Raw genomic sequence first — 22,966 nt, forward strand, 5'->3', positions numbered from 1 at the left:
GCTTACCGCCCGTCTCGGCGACCCTGCCCGGGATCACCGCGCGATGATCTCGCGGATGCGGGCCGCCAGGGCATCGACGGCGAACGGCTTGGTCAGCACCGCCATGCCGGGGTCGAGCTCGCCATTGGTGAGAAGCGCGTTCTCGGCATAGCCCGTGATGAACAGCACCTTGAGGTCCGGCCGGGTCGTGCGCGCCGCATCCGCCATCTGGCGACCGTTCAGGCCGCCGGGCAGCCCGACATCGGTGACGAGGAGGTCGATCCGCGCGTCGGATTGAAGGATCGTGAGCCCGCCTGCCCCGTCGGCCGCCTCCAGAGCGGTGTAGCCGAGTTCGCCGAGCACGTCCGTCACCAGCATGCGGACGCTGGGCTCGTCGTCCACGACCAGCACCGTCTCGCCGGCCTCGGCGACCGGGATCAGGCCGCCCTGCGGCAGCGCCTCGTCGCGCTCCGCCTCGCCCCCGTGGCGGGGCAGGTAGATGCTGACCGTCGTGCCTTCGCCCACCGTGGAGTGGATGCGGACCTGGCCGCCCGACTGCTTGGCGAAGCCGTAGATCATCGACAGGCCGAGGCCCGTGCCCCGGCCGAGCGGCTTGGTGGTGAAGAACGGGTCGAACGCCTTGGCGACCACCTCCGGCGCCATGCCGGTGCCGGTATCGGCGACGCTGAGCGACAGGTACTCGCCGTCCGGCATGTCCTGCCGTCGGGCCGCATGCGGGTCGATCCGGCGGTTGGCGGTCTCGATGACGATGCGCCCGCCCTCCGGCATCGCGTCGCGCGCGTTGATGCAGAGGTTGAGGAGGGCGTTCTCCAGCTGGGACGGGTCCACCAGGGCCGGCCAGAGATCGTCCGGACCGGCCATCTCGAGCTGCACGCCGGGTCCGACCGTGCGCTGGATCAGGTCGAGCATGCCCCCGACCAGGGCGTTCACGTCGGTCCCCTTCGGCGCGAGCGTCTGCCGGCGCGAGAAGGCCAGGAGGCGGTGGGTCAGCGCCGCCGCCCGCTTCGTCGCCCCTTGCGCGGCGACCATGTACTTGTCGATCTCGGTCAGGCGGCCCTGGCTGATGCGGGTGTTCATCAATTCCAGGCTGCCGGAGATGCCGGCCAGCAGGTTGTTGAAGTCGTGCGCGAGGCCTCCGGTCAACTGGCCGACCGCCTCCATCTTCTGCGACTGGCGGAGCTGCTCCTCGGCGTTCATCAGCTCGGCCGTGCGCTCGCCGACGCGCTGCTCCAGGGTCTCGGTCAGGGCGCGCAGCTGGGCGATGGCCCGGTCGCGCTCCTGCTCGACGGCGCGGCGCTCCTCGACGTTGAGGAGCACCCCGGGAAAGCTCAGCGGCGTGCCGTCCGGCCCAAAATCGACCCGGCCGTTGGCCTCGATCCAGTAATAGCGTCCGTCCGCCCGGCGCACCCGATACTGATGCGCGTAGGCGCCGCCCCGGGCGACGACCTCGTCGATCGCGGCGGCCAACCCCGCCTGGTCGTCCGGATGCACGGTCGCGACGATCTTGGCGAGGGGGATGCCCTCGCGGCCGAGGGCCGGATCGAGCCCGAAGCTGCGGGCGAATCCCTCGTCGACCGTGAACCGGTCGGTGGGCAGGTCCCAGTGCCACGTACCGATGATGGCACCAGCCTCGAGCGCCAGCTGCACGCGCTCGATATTGGCGCGCGCGAGGGCCTCGCTGGCGCGCAGCCGCTCCTCCGCCTCGCGCCGTACGGTCACGTCGTTGAAGATGATGGCGATCTGCCGGTCGGCGGGGGCACCGACGGGCACGGCCCGCACGTCGAACCAGCGCGAGAAGGCCTTGGCGTAGCTCTCGAAGTTCTCCGGCTCCCTGGTCCTGGCGACGCGACCGTAGGTCTCGAACCAGAACCGTTCGAGTTCCGGCGCGAACTCGGTGACCCACTTGCCGCGCAGATTGACCCCGGCCTCGCGCTCGAAAGCGGGGTTGGCTTCGAGGAACCTGTAATCGACCGGCCGGTCGTCGGCGTCGAACTTGACCTGGACGATGGCGAAGGCGGCATCCACCGTCTCCAGGATCGTCCGGAAGCGCTCCTCGCTGACGCGTAAGGCGGCCTCGGTCGTGCGCAGGCGCAGGACCTCGGCCTCAAGCTCCTCGCGGGACAGGGAATCGAGAACGGCCGCCGACACGAACGATGCTTTCCTCATGCCAACCGCTGGCCGGCGGAGGCCTTGTAAACGATACGAGCGGAGATGCCCCGGACCGGATCATGGGAGTCATGACCGTGCGGACCACGTCAGTTCCGGATCACGATTGCAAGCACCGCGCGACATCGGCCGATAGCGGGACGGGCAGGAGAAGCCGGCCCCGCGAGGCTCTGGCGGCCTCGTACGGCACAATTGCGGGCAATTTACGAGTGCTCGGCAAAGGCTGCGCTCCGCACCGGTTCACGCGAAGGCCGTTCTGGGCGATGCTGGCGAAGACCGTGAGACGGCCGAACTCGGCATGCCGCCGAATGCCGGCGGCTCGGTGAGGGATCACTGACGGCGACCCGTCCACACCGAATCGACGCGCCGGTCGAGCCGGTCGGGCTCCGACCCCAGGCAGCTCTCGCAGAGCCCGTCTCCGGCTCGACACCGCGAATCTCGGCAGACCGGCGTCGCCTCACCGCCGCAGGTCTGCCGAAGGCCCATCAATGCCGGCCGCCGACGAAGGACACGATGCTGCGGTCGAGCCGCCCGGAATAGGTCGAGAGGGTTCCGGCGAGGCCCCGCACCGCGTCGGCGAGGTCCCCGGTCTGCGTCGCGGCAGCGGACACGCCGGTGATGGTGCCGGACATCGCGGAGGTCGATGCGGCCTGTTCCTCCACCGCCGCAGAGATGGAATGCGTCAGGGAGGACAGTTCGCCGACGGCCTCGGTGATGCCCTGGATCGCCTGCACGGCGTCGCCGGTGGCGGCCTGGATCGTGGCGACCTGCTGGGTGATCTCGTCCGTGGCCCTGGCGGTCTGGCCGGCGAGCTCCTTGACCTCGGCGGCGACCACCGCGAAGCCGCGGCCCGCCTCCCCGGCCCGCGCCGCCTCGATCGTGGCGTTGAGCGCCAGCAGGTTGGTCTGGCTGGCGATGGACTTGATCATGCCCACCACCGCATCGACCTTGCGGGTGTTCTCGGTGAGCCGCCGCACCGTCGCGTCGGTGGCCTCGGCCTGGGAGGCGATCTGCCGGCTGCGCTCCGAGACGCGGCCGACCTGGTCGGCGACGTCCCGCACGCTGCCGGACATCTGATGGGACGTGTCCGCGACCGCCGCGGCGCGCTCGCGGGCATCCGTCGCCGCACCGGTCAGCCCCTCGGCGGATTGCGCCATCTCGCGCGCCGCCGCCGTCACCGCATCCACCACCTCGCGCACCTCCTCGGCCATGCGGGTCTGCCCGGTGACGATCGACCAGGTCAGCATCGGGCCGAGATAGGCGCCGTCCGGTCCGTTGATCGCCGAGACCTGGAGGTCGAGCACCTCCGGCCCGAGGCGGATCTTGGTCCGGTGCGGCAGGTGGCTCGCGTCGGCGAGCATCCGGCGCTGGTGCGACGGGTTCTTGTGGAAGACGTCGATCGACGAGCCGACCAGATCGGCCACCTTCACGGGCAGGTGCCGCTCGATCGAGCCGAGGGTCGCCCGCGAGGTCTCGTTGATGTAGGTGATGCGGAACTCGTCCCGCGGATCCGCCATCATCACGGCGACCGGCATCCCGTCGACCATCTGGGCGAGGCGGACGGCGTCCCGCTTCCTGGCGGTGATGTCGAAGGCGAACTTCATCACGCTCTTCGGGACCCCGTCGGGCCCGAGCACCGGAAGGTAGGTGGCGCAGAGCCAGACCGCCTTGCCGCCCTTGCCGATCCGCTCGAACTCGCCGACCTGGTGGATGCCGGCGCGGAGCTGGCGCCAGAACTCCCGGTAGGCCTCCGAGGCCGCGACGCCGGACGCGACCAGAAGCGAGTGGTGCTTGCCGATGAGCTCCTGCGGTGTGTAGCCGACCAGCGCCTGGAAGTTCGCGTTCACCCCGGCGATCGTTCCGTCCAGGGTGAATTCGATCGTGGCCATGGCACGGTCGAGAGCAATCAGTCTCGCATCCTCGATCGGTTTATGCCTGCCCCAAGCCATGCCGCTTCCCCAGTGGTGTGAAGATATTCCTCAATCAGACAAGGGTAAAAATTTCCTAAAATGACCGTTATATGTTGTCATTGACCCAGCGTATCGGGACGGCTCATGCGGCTGATCGGCACCCCACGACCGTTCGGCCGGGCGCCGCCCGGGGGCCTTTGCTGAGACATCGAGCCCGTTGAAGGATCACGTCTCGTCCGCTTCGGCGGATGGCACGAACAGGACGAGCCGAGCTCCGGCTCGACCCGTCATGGCAGAACGCCGCGCCGTTCGGACACGGCCGGTCACGCCCCTGCGAGGGGTCGAGCAGACTTGTCTTAAAAAACGATCGTTCGTATGAATGGGGAAAATCGAGGGAGGGCGCCGATGATCCCGAACGCCGTGCGTGAATTCAACTTCGGCCTGGGCGAGACCGCCGAGGCGATCCGCGACAGCGTGCGCACCTTCGCGCAGGAGAGGATCGCGCCGCGGGCCGAGGAGATCGACCGCACCAACACCTTCCCGCGCGACCTCTGGCCCGAGATGGGCGCGCTGGGGCTGCACGGCATCACGGTCGAGGAGGAGTATGGCGGCCTCGGCCTCGGCTACCTCGCCCATTGCGTGGCGATGGAGGAGGTGTCGCGCGCCTCGGCCTCGGTCGGCCTGTCCTACGGCGCGCATTCGAACCTGTGCGTCAACCAGATCCGCCGCAACGGCTCGGACGTCCAGAAGCAGAAGTATCTCCCCAAGCTCATCTCCGGCGAGCATGTCGGGGCGCTCGCCATGTCGGAGCCGGGCGCCGGCTCGGACGTGGTGTCGATGCGCACCCGCGCCGAGAAGAAGGGCGACCGCTACGTCCTGACCGGCTCCAAGATGTGGATCACCAACGGCCCGGTCGCCGAGACCCTGGTGGTCTACGCCAAGACCGATCCGCAGGCGGGTCCCCGCGGCATCACCGCCTTCCTGGTCGAGAAGGGCATGAAGGGGTTTTCGACCGCCCAGAAGCTCGACAAGCTCGGCATGCGCGGCTCGGATACCTGCGAGCTGGTGTTCGAGGAGTGTGAGATTCCCGAGGAGAACGTGCTCGGCCAGGTCGGCCGCGGCGTCAACGTGCTGATGTCGGGCCTCGATTACGAGCGCGCGGTGCTGGCGGCGGGGCCGCTCGGCATCATGCAGGCCTGCCTCGACGTGGTGATGCCCTACGTCCACGAGCGCAAGCAGTTCGGGCAGGCGATCGGCGAGTTCCAGCTCGTCCAGGGCAAGCTCGCCGACATGTACGTCTCGACCAACGCCGCCAAGGCCTATGTCTACGCGGTGGCGCAGGCCTGCGACCGCGGCGAGACCACCCGCGAGGACGCTGCCGGCGCGATCCTCTACGCCGCCGAGCGGGCGACGCAATGCGCGCTCGACGCGATCCAGCTCCTGGGCGGCAACGGCTACATCAACGACTATCCGACCGGGCGCCTGCTCCGCGACGCCAAGCTCTACGAGATCGGCGCCGGCACCAGCGAGATCCGCCGGATGCTGATCGGCCGCGAGCTCTTCGCCAAATCCGCCTGAGGTCGCACCCGATGCCGGTCATCCCCACCAGCGCCGACCTCGCCTCCGGGGCGGCGGAGCAGAACCGCGCCGCTTGGGGCGAGCTGCGCGCCAGCCTGAAGGCCCACCGCGCCAAGGCCGCCGCCGGCGGGCCGGAGCGCGCCCGCGAGCGCCATGTCGCCCGCGGCAAGCTCCTGCCCCGCGACCGGGTCTTACGCCTGCTCGATCCGGGCTCGCCCTTCCTTGAGGTCGGAGCGCTCGCCGCGAACGGGCTCTACGGCGAGGACATCCACGCCGCCGGCATCATCACCGGCATCGGCCGGGTGGCGGGCCGCGAGGTGATGGTGGTCTGCAACGACGCCACCATCAAGGGCGGCACCTACTACCCGCTCACTGTCAAGAAGCACCTGCGGGCGCAGGAGATCGCGCTCCAGAACCGCCTGCCCTGCCTCTATCTCGTCGATTCCGGCGGCGCCAACCTGCCGCAGCAGACCGAGGTCTTTCCCGACCGCGAGCATTTCGGCCGCATCTTCTACAACCAGGCGCAGATGTCGGCCGCCGGCATCCCGCAGATCGCCTGCGTGATGGGCTCCTGCACCGCCGGCGGCGCCTACGTGCCGGCGATGTCGGACGAGAGCGTGATCGTGCGCCGCCAGGGCACGATCTTCCTCGGCGGCCCGCCGCTGGTGAAGGCCGCGACCGGCGAGGTGGTAAGCGCCGAGGATCTCGGCGGCGCCGACGTCCATGCCCGCCTCTCCGGCGTCGCCGACCACTACGCCACCGACGATTCCCACGCGCTGGCGATCCTGCGCCGCATCGTCGGGGGCCTCAACACCGTCAAGCGCCCCGACCTCGACATCGCCGCCCCGGTCGATCCGGCCTACGACGTGGCCGACCTCGACGCCCTGGTGCCGACCGACCTGCGCAAGCAGTACGACGCCCGCGAGCTGATCGCCCGCCTCGTCGACGGCTCGGAGTTCGACGAGTTCAAGCGGCTCTACGGCACCACCCTGGTCACGGGCTTCGCCCGGCTGCACGGCATGCCGGTCGGGATCCTGGCCAATAACGGCATCCTCTACTCGGAGAGCGCGCTGAAAGGCGCGCACTTCATCGAATTGTGTTGCCAGCGGCGGATCCCGCTGGTCTTCCTCCAGAACATCTCCGGCTTCATGGTCGGGCGGGAGGTCGAGGCCGGCGGCATCGCCAAGAACGGCGCCAAGCTCGTCACGGCGGTCGCCACGGCGGCGGTGCCGAAGCTCACGCTGATCGTCGGCGGCTCGTACGGCGCGGGCAATTACGGCATGTGCGGCCGGGCCTACTCTCCCCGGTTCCTGTTCGCCTGGCCGAACTCGCGCATCTCCGTCATGGGCGCCGAGCAGGCGGCGAGCGTGCTCGCCACCGTCAAGCGCGACAACATCGAGGCCAATGGGGGCGCCTGGAGCCCGGAGGAGGAGGAGGCGTTCAAGGCGCCGATCCGCGCCGGGTTCGAGGAGGAGGGCTCGCCCTACTACGCCACCGCGCGGCTGTGGGACGACGGCATCATCCTGCCGGAGGAGACGCGCCGCGTGCTCGCCCTCTCGCTCTCGGCCTGCCTCAACGCGCCGGTGCCGGAGACCCGGTTCGGCCTGTTCCGGATGTGAGGATGCCATGACGACACGCCGCCTCGCCTCCGTCCTCATCGCCAATCGCGGCGAGATCGCCTGCCGGGTGATCCGTACCGCCAAGGCCCTCGGGATGCGCACCATCGCGGTCCATTCCGAGGCCGACCGCGACGCGATGCATGTCGCGCTCGCTGACGAAGCCCATTGCATCGGCCCGGCCCCGGCCGCCGACTCGTACCTGCGCATCGACCGCATTCTGGAGGCCGCGCGGGCGAGCGGGGCCGATTGCATCCATCCAGGCTACGGCTTCCTGTCCGAGCGGCCGGACTTCGCCGACGCTTGCGCTGACGCCGGCATCGTCTTCGTCGGCCCTCCCGCATCGGCCATCCGCGCCATGGGCCTCAAGGACGCCGCGAAGGCCCTCGTGGCAGAAGCCGGCGTGCCGGTGGTGCCGGGCTATCACGGCGCCCGCCAGGATCCCGACTTCCTGGCGGCCGAGGCCGCGGCGATCGGCTTCCCGGTCCTCATCAAGGCGGTGGCCGGCGGCGGCGGCAAGGGCATGCGCCGGGTCGAGGGACCGGAGGGCTTCGCCGAGGCCCTCGCCTCCGCGCAGCGGGAAGCCCAGAACGCCTTCGGCGACCCGCGGGTGCTGGTCGAGAAATACGTCCTGTCGCCGCGCCACGTCGAGATCCAGGTCTTCTGCGATGCCCACGGCAACGCCGTCCACCTGTTCGAGCGCGATTGCTCGCTGCAGCGCCGCCACCAGAAGGTGATCGAGGAGGCGCCCGCCCCCGGCATGCCCGACGAGGTCCGCGCCGCCATGGGCCGCGCCGCCGTCGAGGCCGCCAAGGCGGTGGGCTATGTCGGCGCCGGCACCGTCGAGTTCATCGCCGACGGCCGTGAGGGCCTGCGGCCCGACGGCTTCTGGTTCATGGAGATGAACACCCGGCTCCAGGTCGAGCATCCGGTGACCGAGGCGATCACCGGCCACGACCTGGTCGAGTGGCAGTTCCGGGTGGCCTCCGGCGAGACGCTGCCCGTCGGCCAGGACGGGCTGACCATCCACGGCCACGCCGTCGAGGCGCGGCTCTACGCCGAGGACCCGGATCACGGCTTCCTGCCCTCGACCGGGCCGTTGCGCGCGCTCGACCTGCCTGCGGGCGAGGGCATCCGGGTCGATACCGGCGTGCGGGCGGGCGACCGGGTGACGCCGTTCTACGACCCGATGATCGCCAAGGTGATCGCCCACGGGGCGACCCGCACGGAAGCCCTCGACCGGCTGGCGGAGGCGCTGGGCCGCACCCGGGTGGCGGGGCCGAAGACCAACGTCGCCTTCCTCAAGGCGCTCGCCGAGGCGGAGGCGTTCCGCGAAGGCCGCTTCGATACCGGCTTCATCGACCGCGACCTGGCGAGCCTGACGGCGCCGAGCCCGCGCCGCGACGCCGCGATCCGCGCCGGGATCCGGGCGCTGGTGGCGCGGGAGAGCCCGGCGCGCACCGGCTCGCCCTGGGACGCGGCGGACGGGTTCCAGCTCGGCGAGGTCCGCCGCCAGGCGTTTCCGTTCGTGCTCGAGGGCGAGCCGGCCGAAGCCGTGCTGCACTGGAGCGCGTCCGGGCCGGGCGTGGAGTACGGCGATCCGGGGCCTGAGCCCGCCTCCCTGGCGGTGATCGATGCGCCGGGCGGCGTGCTGGTGCTCTCCGAGGGCCGCCAGATCGCCCTCTCCCCGCCCGATCCCTTCGCGGTCGATCTCGACCACATCGATCAGGGCGGCACCATCAAGGCGCCGATGCATGGCCGTCTCGTCGCGGTGCTGGTCGCCCCGGGCGACAGGGTCGTGCGCGGCCAGCGCCTCGCGGTGGTCGAGGCGATGAAGATGGAGCACGCGCTCACCGCGCCCGCCGACGGCCTCGTGGCCGAGGTCGCGGCGGAGGCCGGCCAGCAGGTCGCCGAGGGCGCACGCCTGATCACCCTGACGAATGAGGACGCCGCGTGAGCACGCTTCCCGCTTCGACCCACCCGCGTGGCGGGCTGTACTTCGAGGATTTCGAGGTCGGCGCGACCTTGCGCCATCGCCTCACCCGCACGGTGACGCAGATGGACAACATGCTGTTTTCCAACATGACGCTCAACCCGCAGCCGCTCCACATCGACGCGCATTTCTGCGCCACCGAGACCGAGTGGGGCAAACCGCTGATGAACTCGCTGTTCACGCTCGGGCTGATGATCGGCATCTCGGTCAACGACACCACCGTCGGCACCACGATCGGCAATCTCGGCATGACCGAGACCCGCTTCCCCGCCCCGCTGTTCGAGGGCGATACCGTGAGCGTGACCACCGAGGTGGTAGCCAAGCGCGAATCGCGCTCGCGGCCTGAGGCCGGCATCGTCGAGTTCGTCCACCGCGCCTACAAGCAGGACGGGACGCTGGTGGCGGAGTGCCGCCGCCAGGCGATGATGCGCAAGCGCCCCGCGGCGGAGGCCTGAGACCCCATGCGCTCTCTGCTGTTCGTGCCCGGCGACTCCCCCCGCAAGCAGGAGAAGGGCCTGGAAGTCGGCGCCGACGCCCTGATCCTCGACCTGGAGGATTCCGTCGCGCTGGCGGAAAAGCCCAAGGCCCGCGAGGTCGCAGCCAGCTTCCTGGCGCGGATGCGGGATCAGGCCGGCCGGCCGGCGCTCTACGTGCGCGTCAACGCCCTCGACTCCGGCCTCACGGAGGACGACCTCGCGGCGGTGATGCCGCACGCTCCCGACGGGATCATGCTGCCCAAGGCCGAGGGCGGTCCCAGCCTGGCGCATCTCGGCGCGCGCCTCGCGGTCCACGAGGCGCAAGCGGGCCTTCCCGACGGCGCCACCCGCATCCTGCCGATCGCCACCGAGACGGCGCGCGCGGTCTTCGCGCTGTCCACCCTGCCGGGATCGAGCCCGCGGCTTTCAGGCGTCACCTGGGGGGCGGAGGACCTGTCGGCCGATCTCGGCGCCGAGACCAACCGGGGAGAGGACGGGGCCTGGAGCGCGCCGTTCCAGCTCGCCCGCAACCTGACGCTGATGGCGGCCGCCGCCGCCGAGGTCGACGCCATCGACACCATCAACGCCCATTTCCGCGATCTCGACGGCCTCGCCCGCGAGTGCCGCGCGGCGCGGCGCGACGGGTTCGTGGGCAAGATGGCGATCCACCCGGCGCAGGTCGCGGTGATCAACGAGGCCTTCACGCCGACCGGGGCGGCGATCGCCCATGCGCGGAAGGTCGTGGCGGCCTTCGCGCAGGCGCCGGGCGTCGGCGTCGTCGGGATCGACGGCGAGATGTTCGACCGGCCGCATCTGCGCCGGGCGGAGCGGCTGCTGGCGCGGGTGGGGTGAGGTGGCGCCGATGGAGGCAGACGGAAACGCGCTCGCCCGGCACACCCTGGAAGCGCTCGCTGTCGAGGAATTCCAGCCCGGACGGCGCTCGATGCCCTCCTGAAGGAGCGCAGTGTCCACACCGACTGTGATCAGCCGGAGCTGATGCAGGATCTGCGCGACCTCGATCGCCTCGGCCTGTGACGCCTTGGCTGCGGCCTCTACCGAACCCGATCCGGAGGGGCGCGAACCGCGGAGGTCAGATGGGCGCCATGACGTCACGGCATCGATGATGTCCACGCTGACCGGGGCTCGGGTCGACAGGCAGGCACGCGGCCGGCGTCACCAGGAGCCCTTCGTTTCAACCCTGACGCACCGCGCGGCCAACGCGCGGGCCATCCCCCGGGAGACCGCTCCGCCATGTCCCACGCCACCCCCGAAGCCGCCCTCTTTGCCCGCCTGCCCGACGCCCTCGCGGCCGCCCTGAGCGCCCCCGCCTACGCCGCCCACCTCGCCGGGATCGACCCCGCCTCGGTGACCGACCGGGCGGCGCTCGCCCGCCTGCCGGTCCTGCGCAAGGGCGAGATGCCGGCGCGCCAGCGCGAGGCCCTGCCCTTCGGCGGCTTCGTGCCGGGGCCGGCCGGGGGGTTCGCCCGCCTGTTCACCTCGCCCGGGCCGATCTTCGAGCCGCAGCGGGCGGGCGAGGATCCGTGGGGCGGCGCGCCGGCGCTCGAAGCCGCGGGCTTCCGGGCCGGCGAGGTGGTGCTCAACACCTTCGGCTATCACCTGACGCCGGGCGGATTCATCTTCGACACCGCCGCCCGGGCACTCGGCTGCGCGGTGATCCCGGCCGGGCCGGGCAACACCGAGCAGCAGCTCGACCTGATCGAGGCCTACCGTCCCGCCGGCTATGTCGGCACGCCGGATTTCCTCAAGGTGCTGCTCGATGCCGGCGCCAAGGCCGGGCGGGACGTGTCGTCGATCACCAAGGCCCTGGTCTCGGGCGCCGCCTTCCCGCCGTCGCTCCAGGCCGAGCTCCGGGAGCGCGGCATCGCCGCCTGCCAGGCCTACGCCACCGCCGATGTCGGCTTCATCGCCTACGAGACGCCGGGGGAACCCGGCCTCCTCGTCAATGACGGGCTGATCCTCGAGATCGTGCGGCCGGGCACCGGCGATCCGGTGCCGGAGGGCGAGGTCGGCGAGATCGTCGTCACGGTGCTCGACCTCGACCGGCCGCTGATCCGCTACGCCCTCGGCGACCTCACGGCGGCCCTGCCGGCAGAGGGTGACCGCAGCCGCATCCGCGGCTGGATGGGCCGGGCCGACCAGGCCGCCAAGGTGAAGGGCATGTTCGTGCGCCCCGAGCAGGTCGCCGAGATCGCCCGCCGCCATCCGGAACTCGGGCGCCTGCGCCTCGTGGTGACCCGGGCCGACGAGGCCGACGTCATGACCCTGCGGGCGGAGGCCGGGACGGCGGAATCCGCCCTGGCGGAGGCGGTGGCCGAGACCCTGCGGGCGGTGACGAAGCTGCGCGGCACGGTCGCGCTCGTGCCCCCCGGCACCCTGCCGAACGACGGCAAGGTCATCGCCGACGAACGGCCGGTGGGCTGAGGCGCCGGGCGGCGGCGCACCCCCGTGCCCGCCGCCCCGCAAAAGGGCTCATCCTGTTTTTTCGAAAAGTCATTCTCAAATCCAATACATCGGCGTTCGCCGCATCCTCTTCAAGACGACGCAAACCGACCAATTCGCGTTAGAACATCGTCCAGCGTCACCCTTTCGCTGCGGGCCGCTCGATTTTTCGTCGACCCGATTTACGCTCCACGTTGATGTCGCTCTAGGTTGTGATAGTGTCCATTCCCGAATCGGGAGCGGGCGCATGTCGAACGTGGCGGGCAAAGCCTATGGCATGAACGTCGTGACGCCGATCCGGCCGCGCTGGACTTGGCTCAATCGCTTCATCTTCATGGTGTCGCGGGTGTTTCCAGGGTCTCTGTCAGGTCTTCTCGGCCTGTCGCTGATCCATTTCGCCCGCTGGGTGATCATCCGGCGCGATCAGTGGCCCCAGCGCGGACAGCCGAAACAGGTGCTCGCCAACGATTACATGCTGTTCTGCAGCAACTTCAACGGCACCTGGGACCAGTATATCGACGCCTTCGCGGACGGAATCCCCAACGGGCTCGATCTGTTCTGGTACTGCAGCACCAAGTACCCGAACTCGATCCCGATCACCCCGTTCAAGTCGTACATCCGGGCGAACCAGGTCGATACCGGCTACTACTACAACGCGACGCCGGGCAGCGGCCAGCGCGACATCAAGCGGGCGCTGCAGCTCGCCGCCGCCCTGCGGGCGGTGACGGCCGGGACCGACGAGGCCTCCGCGGCGGCGTTCGACCGGGTGCTCGCCGAGAACCAGGGCTGCTTCGGCACTCCGGGCTACGGGCCGGTGGCGAGCCGCGACACCGCGATCGCCGACCTGCATCGCTGCGCCATGGTGCGGGCCCGCTGGGGCCGGGACGGCGAAGGGCCGCCTCGGGCGCAGGTCGTCGCGCCGGCCGCCGCCGCGGCGAGCATCCAGGCCGCCCCGCGCGCCGACGCGTCGGCCGCGCAGGCGGACGCAGCCGCGCAGGCGGACGCAGCCGCGCAGGCCGGAGAGGTCCGGGCCACCGTCGCGGCCCTGGTCAAGGGCCGCACCCGCCGCAGCGCCGCGCGCCGCCACGGCTAGGGAGAGCTGAGATGCCGAACCTCGACGGCGGCCACTACTTCTTCACCGCGATCGTGCCGATCAAGAACGACGTCGTCGTCGCGCATGAGGGCCTGCGCAGCTCGCCCGTCCACATGGTGCGCGAGGCGCTGGAGACGCTGCCCACCGCCCTGCAATCGCCGGAGGCGGTGAAGGTCGGGATCCAGAGCCCCTTCGCCCGCTCGCTGCGCACGCATTTCGCGCGGCTGGTCGTGCTCGACCAGCCGTTCTTCAACGGGCGCGACCACAGCGATGCGGTGGCGGACGCCCTGCGCGGGACCGACCTGCTGGCGCCGCAGGCCAACGACGTCCTCGCCTGCCCCTACCTCCTGGTGATGATCGACTTCGACCCGGAAGGGTCCGACCCGGCGCGGCACTATTGCGAGGAGCTCTGGACGCTGATGCCGCGCGAGCTCAAGGCGGTGTTCCGCTACTGCTACGGCTTCCCCGCCGTCCGCGACGCCAAGACCTTCGCCGACTTCCTGCTACCGTGCCAGGTCGAGACGACGATGCCGTTCAACGACTACTGGGTGGGCGCGCCGGCGCTGCCGACGCTGTCGCGGTGGTGGCTGATCGCCCCGCCGGCCCTCGGCGTGGCGCTGCCGCTTCTCGCTGCCCTGCTCCACCGGGTGAGCTGGCCCGCCGGCCTGATCCTGGCGCTGGTGCTCGGCCTCGCGGGCCTCGCCGTCGATTACGGGATCGTGATGCGCCGCGGCGCCCGGCCGCTGCCGGCGGCGCCGGACGCGACCCTGCGGCACGTGCTGAAGGCGCTCTGCCTGCAGCAGGCCTTCACCCGCTTCGCCGTCGCCCAGCAGGGGGCCGCACCGCAGGCGCGCGGGGCGGCGTTCCGGGAGTTCCTGGCCGCCCACCGGCCGGCGGACCTCGACGGACCGACCCAGGCGCCGGGGGTGATCAGTGCAAGCGTGATCAGTGCAAGCGCGGTCGGCGCAAGCGTCGTCGGCAGCTGACTCCCCTCCTCGATCCCATCCTCCCGCCCAAGACATCACGGCGAGACATCACGGCGAGACATCACGGCGAGACACCAGGCATGACGACCCTCCTCGACCTCGCCGACATCCAGGGCGGCATCCTGCGGGCCTATGGCCGGCAGGGCTTCCCCAAGGCCCGCGCCTTCTTCCTGACCTTGCGCGGCGACGGCGCGGCGGGCCGCGCCTTCGTGGAGGCGCTGCGGCCGCGCGTCACCACCGCCGCGCGCTGGCGCGACCCGCACCGCGGCGAGGCGCTGCTGCGCACCCGCGCCCCGCGCCTCAAGGACGTGGCCCGAGCCGAGGACGAGGACGATTACCCGGGCGAGGTGACGCTGGTGAAGCCGACGGTGACGCTCAACCTCGCCTTCACGTTCTACGGTCTCCTCGCCCTCGGCGTGCCGATCCGCACCCTGCGGGGCATGCCCGACGAGTTCATCGACGGCATGGCGCAGCGGGCCGAGATCCTCGGCGACGACCCCTTCCTCGACACGCGCGACGTGGTGTGGCGCGACTCGGCCGGCGAGAACCGCGTCCACATCCTGGTGATGCTGAACGCGCAGATGAATCCCGACGGCACCCCGGTCGCCGAGCTGGAGATGGAGACGACGCGCCTTCGCGACCTGTGCGCGGCTTCGGGCGGCCACGTCGTGCTCCTCTCCGGCACCGGGCCGGACGGGGCCGACTTCCAGGAGATGTCCGCGGTCCTGCGCCCGGGCGAGCACGGCCTCGCGCCGACCAACAAGGAGCATTTCGGGCTCTCGGACGGCTTCGGCGACCCGGTCTTCGAGGGCCAGTTCCCGCCCGCGCTCGAGGCGCTGCGGGTGATCGGCGGCGGCAAGCTGATGTCCGACCAGACCTGGGCGCCGCTCGCCACGGGCGAGTTCCTGCTCGGCTATCCGGACGAGGCGCAGGAGATCCCCGGCGCGGCGATGCCGATCGAGTTCAGCCGCAACGGCACCTTCATGGCCTACCGCAAGCTGCACGAGAACGTCGCGAGCTTCGCCACCTATCTCCGCGACCAGGCGCAGACCTACGCGGCGCTCCACGGCATCCCGCAGGCGGAGGCCGAGGCGATCCTGCGCGCCAAGCTGGTCGGGCGCTGGGAGGACGGGATCCCGCTCCAGGCCGCGCCGACCCATGCCGACTGGCTGGCGTTCCAGGAGGAACTCGCGCAGGCGAAGGCCGCCAAGGACAAGCCGAGGCTCGCCGCGCTCGCCCTGCGCTACACCGACTTCACCTATCGCGACGACCTCGCCGGCACCACCTGCCCGGTCGCCGCCCATATGCGCCGGGCCAACCCGCGCGACATGCTCGACCCGCACGTCACCGACCCGGATCCGACACGCGGCGACGGCTCGGCCCTGGTCAATCGACGCCGCATCCTGCGCCGCGGCCTGCCCTATGGCGGTCCGTCCCAGGGCGGCAGCGGCACGGATTCCGGCGAGCAGGGCATCATCTTCCTGGCGATCTGCGCCAGCCTGTTCCGCCAGTTCGAGTTCGTGCAGCAGCAATGGATGCAGTACGGCCTCGACTTCGACGCCGGCAGCGACACCTGCCCGGTGATCGGCAACCACCCGAAGGGCGATCCCCACCACGAACCGAAGCTCGTGATCGCGGTCGAGCCGGGCGGCGGGCGCCGGCCCTACATCTGCAGCGCCATCCCGCAGCTCGTGGAGCCCCGCGGCGGCGACTACTTCTTCATGCCGAGCATGACCGCCCTGCGCCTGATCGGCACGGGCATCACCGACCCGACCTGAGGGTGCCCGCCATGTGGCACCTCCAGGTTCCGGTGGTGCTCCGGCGGCGCCTGCTCCGCCTCGGGGAGGGGATCGACGCCGCGCTCGCTTCTCGCGGGGAGGCCGCCGCGGCGCTCCTGCGCGGCCGCCCCCTCGCCCGCCTGGGCCCGAGCCAGGGGCGCAGGCGCATCGACCGGCAGGGCGCGCCGTGCCCGGTCCGCCTCGAAACGGTGTTCGAGGCCTGACGGCGAGACCGAGTCCGGCCGTCCGGCCTCTGTGGCCCTCAGGCCGGCGCGGACGTCAGGCCGCCCGGACTTCAGGCCGCCCGGACCTGCGCCAGGAACTGCGCCACCTCGGCCGAGAGATGCGCGGACTGGCGCGACAGCTCGGTGGCGGAGGCCAGCACCTGGCTGGCCGCGGCTCCCGTCTCCTCCGCGGCGCCCGCCACGCCCGCGATATTGCCCGTCACCTCGCCGGTGCCGGCCGCCGCCTGCGACACGTTGCGGACGATCTCCTGCGTCGCCGCGCCCTGCTCCTCCACCGCCGCCGCGATCGAGGTCGCGACGCCCGAAATCTCCTGGATCCGCGCCGTGATCTGGCCGATCGCGCCCGCCGCCTGCCCGGTCGAGGCCTGGATCGCCGCGATCTGGCTGGTGATCTCCTCCGTCGCCTTCGCGGTCTGGCCGGCCAGTTCCTTCACCTCGGCGGCCACCACCGCAAAGCCGCGGCCGGCCGCCCCGGCGCGGGCCGCCTCGATCGTGGCGTTGAGCGCGAGCAGGTTGGTCTGCGCGGCGATGGACGAGATCAGCCCGACCACGTCGCCGATGCGGGCGGTGGCCTCGGTCAGCGCACGGACCTGATGCGCGGTCTGCCCGGCTTCCGCCACCGCCGCCTGGGCGAGCCTCGCCGAGCCGTCGACCTGGCGGCCGATCTCCTGGACCGAGGCGCCGAGTTCCTCGGCCGCCGCCGCGACGGTCTCGACATTGGATGCGGCCTCCTCGGCCGCCGCCGCGACGGCGGTGGACTGGGCCGCGGTCTGGGTCGCGGTGGCGGTCATGGCCTGGGCGGTTCCCGTCAGCTCGCCCGAGGCCGACGCGACGGTGGCGACGACGCCGGTGATCGAGGCCTCGAAGCCCTGGATCAGCTCGTTCAGCGAAGCGGCGCGGCGCATGCGGCGCAGCTCCTCGGCCTCGCTCTCGCCCCGCAGGCGCTCGCGCTCGATCGCGTGGTCGCGGAAGACGAGCACCGCGCGGGCCATCGCCCCGACTTCGTCGCGCCGCCCGGCCTCCGGCACCGCGAGATCGGTGCGCCCTTCCGCCAGGGTCCCCATCACGGCGCGCAGGCGCTCCATCGGCCGCACGACCGAACGGACGATCAGGAGCGAGGCGGCGCCGAGGACCAGCACGATGACGAGGCCGGCGACGGCCAGGCGCTCGATCTGGGCCACGATCATCTCGCGCAGATCGCTGACATACTCGCTGACGCCGATGTAGAAGCCGAAGGGCGCGTAGTGGCGAAAGAGCCCGATCTTCGGCACGGCCGCCGTCGCGCCCTCCGGGACCCAGGTGTAGCGGAACGTCGCCACGCCGTCCCGCGCCGCCCGGGGCATGACGTCGGCGACATAGCGGAAGCCGGTCGAGTCGGTCACGCCCATGAGGTTGCGGCCGACCACCTTCGCCGCCGGGTGGGCGATCACGGTGCCGGTGGCGTCGTTGACGAACAGGTAATTGTCGCGGCCGTGCCGCATCGCCGCGATGTCGGCGAGCGCCGCCTCCCGAGCTGCCGCCTCGCTCAACTCGGCCTTGTCCACCTTCTTCCGGTAGCGCTCGACGATGTTGGCGGCGGCCTCGGTGATGAGCGCCATGCGCTCGATGCGCTGCGCCATCATCGTCTCGTACTGGTAGGTGAGTGCGATCCCCCCCAGGGCGACCAGACTCAAGGTCGCGAACGCGATCAGCAGGGCGAACTTGCGGGGAAGTGTGAGCACGAACATGGGGGCGGCCACTCCGGATCCGGTCCTCGCCGGATATCCCGTTGGACCTAGAGGCTCGGTCGTGAACACACGGTATACATTGTAAGCCCTTGGAACGATTTGCGCTCGATCGCGTAGATCTTGCCCTTGCGGCATCGCCCGCGCCCGAGGATCCAAACCGAGTCAGCTTGACCGTGCGAGGAGCAGCTGAGGGTGCAGGCTGCGTGAGAACTCAGGCACGCCCCGGATTTGTAGAACAATCGTCCGCGTTGCGGCCATTCAGACATCCTGGATGGCGGCCGCGATGCCGCCAGGATGCGTATGTCGGCGCTGCCCAGGGCGTGTCTGGGAAGAGCCCTCGACAGTCTCTGCGTTTCACACAGCCTCGGCGGGAGCCGGACATTCCCGCCCCTCTGATCGTCCTGACCTCGCCGGTACGGGCAGGCCGTCGAGATCTCCAATGCAGGCGGCCCAGCGCTTGGATGCATTGGCTATCGTCCATCGCAATCGACGACCGAAGCCGGCTGCCTGTTGGCGGTGCTCCCGCGACGCGCAGGTCCTCACGCTGCGCGAGAGGGCTGCTCTGAGTCAGCGTTCGCGCCGGTAGTGCATGGCGACCGCACCATTGCGGAGCGGCTTCGCCGAGACCAACTCGAGCCGTCGCGTACTGGGCAGCCCTCCCTGGTACAAGGTCGGGCCGTGGCCAGCGATCCTGGGATGGACGAGGAGCTGGTACTCATCGATCAGGTCCAGACGGTCCAGCTCGGTCGCGAGTTTGCCGCTGCCGAGAAGCACGCCTGCCGGAGTCGCGTCCTTGAGACTCTGTACGCTTGTTCGCAGGTCGTCGGCGATGTGGTGGCTGTTGGTCCACGGAAAGTCCTTTCGCGTCGACGACACCACGTATTTCGTCTTGGCCTCCAGCTTGACCGCCCACTCGCGTATCGCCGGCGGTGCGTCCACGTCGCCGCGAGCGACCGCCGGCCAGTAGCTCTCCATCATCTCGTAGGTGATGCGGCCCCACAGCATCGCCCCTCGCTCGTCCATCAGGCGGGTGAAGAGCGCATGGGTCTCGTCGTCAGCGATTCCTTCCTGGTGGTCGATGCAACCATCTAGGGTGACGTTCAGACTGAAGGTCAACAATCCCATGCGGTGAGCCTGTGCCATGCGCTCGAAGAGACATAGGGCGATCTGCTCGCGGTTGATGCTCAAATCCCGCTGCGGGTGGCAAGCGGCCCTCTCGCATCACCAAACTGCCAGAGTTTTGACCCTAAGCAGACTTGCGTCGGCAGGCCAACGCCTCGTCCGCTTAGAGTCTTGTTTTGTCGCAGATTTTTGCCGAAAAACCGGCCACCGCTCTTGCGCAATCTGCTTAGGCGGCCCCCGCCCGCAACGCGCCGCGCCGGCGCGCCGGCACCGCAGCGGCCGCCGGCTCCCCACCGCGGGCGAGGGCTAGCACCATGCCGGTGAAGATCTCCTGCAACGCCGTCGTCGAGAGCCGGCCTTCCGGCTTGTACCAGGTGCAGATGCCCGACAGCATGGCGAGGATCGCCAGCGTCGCCATTCGCGTGTCGGCGAGCCCGAACTCGCCGGTGGCGCAGCCGTGGTCGAGGATGTCGCCGAGCTTGCGCTCATAGTCGCGCCGCATCGCCACCACGGCGGCGAGGTTGTCCGGCTCCAGGCTGCGCAGCTCCGAGTAGCAGATGAACACCTCCTGCGGCCGCTCGACGTGGTAGGCGACGTGGAACTCCGTGAACCGGGTCAGCCGTGCCTCGGCGCTCCCGTCCGGCAGCAACGCCGCGTCGAGGGCGGCGTGCAGGTCGAGCATGTGCCCGCGGATGAGATCGAACAGGAATTCCTGCTTGTTGCGAAAGTAGTTGTAGAGCGAGCCCTGCTGGATGCCGACCTCGGCCGCGAGCTGGCGCAGGCTCATGGCGGCGTAGCCGTGAGTGGCGATGAGGGCGAGCCCCGCCCGCCGGATGGCCTCCTCGGTCCGCGGTCCCGACGAGCCTGCGATACGCGCCATGCTGGCTCCTAACCCTGCCCCTGCGGGGCTCCCGCCCCCTCGACTTTCGTCGCGCCAGTGTAGCACTTGACGCTCGGAAAAAAACAGTCGAACGTATTTCCATCACGGATGAGCGGGACGCATACCCGGCATCTCAGAATGGCAGAGCGGCGCCGGACACGAGCGCGGCCGCCATCCTCAGGGGAGGATCAGGCGTGGCGGAAACCCTCGCGGTTCGCCAGATCTCGTTGCGCTTCGGCGGCGTCAAGGCGCTGACGGATGTCAGCTTCGCGGTCGAGAAGGGCGAACTCTTTTCGATCATCGGCCCGAACGGCGCCGGCAAGACCTCGATGATCAACTGCATCTCGGGCCGCTACCGGCCGTCCGAGGGCCAGATCCTGCTCGACGGGCGCGACATCACGAAGGCCACGCCGAACCAGCGCCCGAAGCTCGGCATCGGCCGCACCTTCCAGAACCTCGCGCTCTTTCACCACATGAGCGTGCTCGACAACATCCTGGTCGGGCGCCACCATCTGATGCGCAACAACTTCGTCACCGGCTCGCTCTACTGGCTGCCGGGTGTCCAGAGCGAGGAGCTGGCGCATCGCCGCCGGGTCGAGGAGATCGTCGATTTCCTCGACCTCCAGGCCTACCGCAAGGCGCCGGCCGGCACCCTCTCCTACGGCTTGCGCAAGCGGGTCGAGCTCGCCCGCGCCATGGCGCTGGAGCCCAAGCTGATCCTCCTCGACGAGCCGATGGCCGGCATGAACCTCGAGGAGAAGGAGGACATGGCCCGCTACATCGTCGACCTCAACGAGGAGTTCGGCATGACCGTCGTGATGATCGAGCACGACATGGGCGTGGTCATGGACATCTCGCACCGGGTGATGGTGCTCGATTTCGGCCGCCGCATCGCCCTCGGCCGGCCCGAGGCGGTGCTGGCCGATCCGCATGTGCGCAAGGCCTATCTGGGCGAGGAGGACGACGAGCCGCAAGCGGCCCTTCCGGTGAGGGCGGTGTCGTGATGACGGACTTCACCGTGCGGGCGCGCCAGGCCGACACCTTCCCGAAGCTCCTGCGCCTCAACGCCGCCGAGCACCCGCACGAGGTCGCTCTCCGCGAGAAGATTTTTGGGCTGTGGCGCCCGACCACGTGGGCCGAGTACCACGCCCGGACCCGCGCCTTCGCGCTCGGCCTGTCGGATCTCGGCATCGATGGCGGCGACGTCGTCGGGCTCATCGGCGACAACCGGCCCGACTGGGTGGCCGGCGAGATCGCCGCCCATGCCCTGGGCGCCCTGTCGCTCGGCCTCTACCGCGACGCGCTGGAGGACGAGGTGCAGTACCTCCTCGCCTTCGCCGAGGTGAAGGCGGTGATCGCCGAGGACGAGGAGCAGGTCGACAAGCTCCTCAACCTCGCCGACGGCGTGCCGAGCTTGCGCCACATCGTGTACTGCGATCCCCGCGGGATGCGCAAATACGACGACCCGCGCCTGATCTCGGCGGAGGCCCTGGCGGCCAAGGGCGAGGCTTTGCACGCGGCCGATCCCGGCCTCTACGATCGGATGGTGGACGCGACCGACGGCGAAGCGGTGGCGATCCTCTGCACCACGTCCGGCACCACCGCGCGGCCGAAGCTCGCGATGCTGAGCGGCGGACGGGTGCTCCGCCACTGCGCCCGCTACCTCGCCGCAGACCCGAAGGGGCCGCAGGACGACTACGTCTCGGTGCTGCCGCTGCCCTGGATCATGGAGCAGGTCTACGCCCTCGGCCAGGCGCTCCTCTCGCGGATGAAGGTCAACTTCGTCGAGGATGCCGACACCCTGATGCACGACTTCCGGGAGATCGCCCCGACCTTCGTGCTCTTCGCTCCCCGGGTCTGGGAGGCGGTGGCCGCCGACGTGCGCGCCCGGATGATGGACGCGTCTCCCTTGAAGCGCGCCCTCTACGAGCGCGGCATGGCGATGGGGCTCGAGGCCCTCGACAAGGGTACGCGCTCGATGGCGGCCGACGCCCTGCTGTTCCGGGCCCTGCGCGACCGGCTCGGTTTCACGCGGCTGACCTCGGCGGCGACCGGCGGGGCAGCCCTCGGGCCCGACACGTTCCGGTTCTTCCGCGCCATGGGCGTGCCGCTGCGCCAGCTCTACGGACAGACCGAGACGCTCGGCGCCTATACCCTGCACCGCGGCGAGACGGTCGATTTCGACACGGTCGGCGTGCCCTTCGACGACAGCATCGAGATCCGGGTGCTCGATCCCGACCGCAACGGCATCGGCGAGGTGCTGGCGCGCCACGCCAACATGTTCCACGGCTACTACAAGGCCGGCCCCGATACCCCGAGCGACGTGCGCGACGGCTGGATGCATACCGGGGATGCCGGCTACGTCGACAAGAAGGGCGAACTGGTCGTCATCGATCGGATCAAGGACCTCGCCGTCAACGCCCATGGCGAGCGCTTCTCTCCGCAATACATCGAGAACAAGCTGAAATTCTCGCCCTACGTCGCCGAGGCGGTGATCCTAGGGGCCGGGCGCGAGTACCTGGCGGCGCTGGTGTGCATCCGCTACGCGGTCGTCGCGAAATGGGCCGAGAAGAACCGCATCGCCTTCACGACCTATTCCGACCTCGCCGCGAAGCCGGCGGTGATCGAGATGATCCGGAAAGAGGTCGAGCGGGTCAATGCCGGGCTCACGGACGTGCAGCGCGTCGCGAAGTTCGTCCTGCTCTACAAGGAGCTCGACGCCGACGACGGCGAATTGACCCGCACCCGCAAGGTCCGCCGCGGCGTCATCAACGAGAAATACGCCGACCTGATCGACACGATCTATGCCGGCGCGCCGAGCTACCGGGTCGATACGGTGATCCGCTTCCAGGACGGCACCACCCAGCGCATCCGCACCACCCTGCCGGTGATCGACCTCACGGCGGCCCCCGCCACCCTCGCCGCCGCCGAATAGG

Annotated in this window: 17 protein-coding genes; 12 read left to right on the forward strand and 5 right to left on the reverse strand. The window is 70.3% G+C overall.

Features of this window, described 5'->3' with window-relative positions; genetic code table 11:
- Positions 1-33 precede the first annotated feature (33 nt).
- Together DA075_RS00970 and DA075_RS00975 are read right to left on the reverse strand one after the other, a co-directional pair.
- Positions 34-2,148 (reverse strand): ATP-binding protein, encoded by a 2,115-nt coding sequence (locus DA075_RS00970; protein ID WP_244936469.1) that lies wholly within the window; start codon positions 2,146-2,148, stop codon positions 34-36.
- Positions 2,149-2,651: 503 nt separating this feature from the next.
- Entirely contained in the window at positions 2,652-4,055 is a 1,404-nt protein-coding gene (locus DA075_RS00975; RefSeq protein WP_099951606.1) for a methyl-accepting chemotaxis protein, read from the reverse strand.
- A gap of 426 nt (positions 4,056-4,481) precedes the next feature.
- On the opposite strand from DA075_RS00975, the gene DA075_RS00980 reads away from it, so the two are divergent.
- From DA075_RS00980 to DA075_RS01025, 10 genes are all read left to right on the forward strand, one after another.
- Entirely contained in the window at positions 4,482-5,654 is a 1,173-nt protein-coding gene (locus DA075_RS00980; RefSeq protein ID WP_099951607.1) for an isovaleryl-CoA dehydrogenase, read from the forward strand.
- Between the two features lie 11 nt (positions 5,655-5,665).
- On the forward strand, positions 5,666-7,273 hold the full coding sequence (locus DA075_RS00985) for a carboxyl transferase domain-containing protein (RefSeq protein WP_099951608.1): 1,608 nt from the start codon (positions 5,666-5,668) through the stop codon (positions 7,271-7,273).
- A 7-nt stretch (positions 7,274-7,280) separates the two neighbouring features.
- The gene (locus DA075_RS00990; protein WP_099951609.1) at positions 7,281-9,227 is read left to right on the forward strand and encodes an acetyl-CoA carboxylase biotin carboxylase subunit; all 1,947 of its coding nucleotides are present in this window, start codon (positions 7,281-7,283) and stop codon (positions 9,225-9,227) included.
- Complete coding sequence (locus tag DA075_RS00995; RefSeq protein ID WP_099951610.1) at positions 9,224-9,718, forward strand: MaoC family dehydratase; 495 nt, start codon at positions 9,224-9,226, stop codon at positions 9,716-9,718. Before DA075_RS00990 ends, DA075_RS00995 begins: the two co-directional genes overlap by 4 nt.
- A gap of 6 nt (positions 9,719-9,724) precedes the next feature.
- Positions 9,725-10,591, forward strand: coding sequence for an HpcH/HpaI aldolase/citrate lyase family protein (locus DA075_RS01000; protein ID WP_099951611.1), 867 nt, complete (start codon positions 9,725-9,727; stop codon positions 10,589-10,591).
- Between the two features lie 399 nt (positions 10,592-10,990).
- Positions 10,991-12,181, forward strand: a complete 1,191-nt coding sequence (locus DA075_RS01005; RefSeq protein ID WP_099951612.1) for a phenylacetate--CoA ligase family protein — start codon at positions 10,991-10,993, stop codon at positions 12,179-12,181.
- A 265-nt stretch (positions 12,182-12,446) separates the two neighbouring features.
- On the forward strand, positions 12,447-13,292 hold the full coding sequence (locus DA075_RS01010; RefSeq protein ID WP_210207012.1) for a hypothetical protein: 846 nt from the start codon (positions 12,447-12,449) through the stop codon (positions 13,290-13,292).
- An 11-nt stretch (positions 13,293-13,303) separates the two neighbouring features.
- A complete protein-coding gene (locus DA075_RS01015; RefSeq protein WP_099951613.1) occupies positions 13,304-14,278 on the forward strand; it encodes a hypothetical protein in 975 nt (324 codons plus the stop codon).
- Between the two features lie 80 nt (positions 14,279-14,358).
- The gene (locus DA075_RS01020; protein WP_099951614.1) at positions 14,359-16,056 is read left to right on the forward strand and encodes a Dyp-type peroxidase; all 1,698 of its coding nucleotides are present in this window, start codon (positions 14,359-14,361) and stop codon (positions 16,054-16,056) included.
- Positions 16,057-16,067: 11 nt separating this feature from the next.
- Positions 16,068-16,280, forward strand: coding sequence for a hypothetical protein (locus DA075_RS01025; RefSeq protein ID WP_099951615.1), 213 nt, complete (start codon positions 16,068-16,070; stop codon positions 16,278-16,280).
- Between the two features lie 71 nt (positions 16,281-16,351).
- Here DA075_RS01025 and DA075_RS01030 read toward each other — a convergent pair whose 3' ends face one another.
- From DA075_RS01030 to DA075_RS01040, 3 genes are all read right to left on the reverse strand, one after another.
- Positions 16,352-18,028: a methyl-accepting chemotaxis protein gene (locus DA075_RS01030; protein WP_099951616.1), complete on the reverse strand. Its 1,677-nt coding sequence runs from the start codon at positions 18,026-18,028 to the stop codon at positions 16,352-16,354.
- A 567-nt stretch (positions 18,029-18,595) separates the two neighbouring features.
- A complete protein-coding gene (locus tag DA075_RS01035; RefSeq protein WP_099956328.1) occupies positions 18,596-19,153 on the reverse strand; it encodes a dihydrofolate reductase family protein in 558 nt (185 codons plus the stop codon).
- 223 nt (positions 19,154-19,376) lie between these two features.
- Complete coding sequence (locus DA075_RS01040; protein WP_099951617.1) at positions 19,377-20,030, reverse strand: TetR/AcrR family transcriptional regulator; 654 nt, start codon at positions 20,028-20,030, stop codon at positions 19,377-19,379.
- A gap of 194 nt (positions 20,031-20,224) precedes the next feature.
- Between DA075_RS01040 and DA075_RS01045 the strand changes: the two genes are divergently transcribed.
- Together DA075_RS01045 and DA075_RS01050 are read left to right on the forward strand one after the other, a co-directional pair.
- Positions 20,225-21,034, forward strand: coding sequence for an ABC transporter ATP-binding protein (locus tag DA075_RS01045; protein ID WP_099951618.1), 810 nt, complete (start codon positions 20,225-20,227; stop codon positions 21,032-21,034).
- Complete coding sequence (locus tag DA075_RS01050; RefSeq protein ID WP_099951619.1) at positions 21,034-22,965, forward strand: long-chain fatty acid--CoA ligase; 1,932 nt, start codon at positions 21,034-21,036, stop codon at positions 22,963-22,965. Before DA075_RS01045 ends, DA075_RS01050 begins: the two co-directional genes overlap by 1 nt.
- Position 22,966: the final 1 nt, after the last annotated feature.

Source organism: Methylobacterium currus (assembly GCF_003058325.1).
Classification (GTDB): domain Bacteria; phylum Pseudomonadota; class Alphaproteobacteria; order Rhizobiales; family Beijerinckiaceae; genus Methylobacterium; species Methylobacterium currus.

Excerpts from the sequence above, each read along its gene's own strand:
- DA075_RS01030 (WP_099951616.1), bottom strand. The coding sequence starts at position 18,028 with ATGTTCGTGCTCACACTTCCCCGCAAGTTCGCCCTGCTGATCGCGTTC.
- DA075_RS00975 (WP_099951606.1), bottom strand. The coding sequence starts at position 4,055 with ATGGCCACGATCGAATTCACCCTGGACGGAACGATCGCCGGGGTGAAC.
- DA075_RS01005 (WP_099951612.1), top strand. The coding sequence starts at position 10,991 with ATGTCCCACGCCACCCCCGAAGCCGCCCTCTTTGCCCGCCTGCCCGAC.
- DA075_RS00990 (WP_099951609.1), top strand. The coding sequence starts at position 7,281 with ATGACGACACGCCGCCTCGCCTCCGTCCTCATCGCCAATCGCGGCGAG.
- DA075_RS01040 (WP_099951617.1), bottom strand. The coding sequence starts at position 20,030 with ATGGCGCGTATCGCAGGCTCGTCGGGACCGCGGACCGAGGAGGCCATC.
- DA075_RS00985 (WP_099951608.1), top strand. The coding sequence starts at position 5,666 with ATGCCGGTCATCCCCACCAGCGCCGACCTCGCCTCCGGGGCGGCGGAG.
- DA075_RS01020 (WP_099951614.1), top strand. The coding sequence starts at position 14,359 with ATGACGACCCTCCTCGACCTCGCCGACATCCAGGGCGGCATCCTGCGG.
- DA075_RS00980 (WP_099951607.1), top strand. The coding sequence starts at position 4,482 with ATGATCCCGAACGCCGTGCGTGAATTCAACTTCGGCCTGGGCGAGACC.
- DA075_RS01035 (WP_099956328.1), bottom strand. The coding sequence starts at position 19,153 with ATGGGATTGTTGACCTTCAGTCTGAACGTCACCCTAGATGGTTGCATC.
- DA075_RS01050 (WP_099951619.1), top strand. The coding sequence starts at position 21,034 with ATGACGGACTTCACCGTGCGGGCGCGCCAGGCCGACACCTTCCCGAAG.
- DA075_RS01010 (WP_210207012.1), top strand. The coding sequence starts at position 12,447 with ATGTCGAACGTGGCGGGCAAAGCCTATGGCATGAACGTCGTGACGCCG.
- DA075_RS01000 (WP_099951611.1), top strand. The coding sequence starts at position 9,725 with ATGCGCTCTCTGCTGTTCGTGCCCGGCGACTCCCCCCGCAAGCAGGAG.
- DA075_RS01015 (WP_099951613.1), top strand. The coding sequence starts at position 13,304 with ATGCCGAACCTCGACGGCGGCCACTACTTCTTCACCGCGATCGTGCCG.
- DA075_RS01025 (WP_099951615.1), top strand. The coding sequence starts at position 16,068 with ATGTGGCACCTCCAGGTTCCGGTGGTGCTCCGGCGGCGCCTGCTCCGC.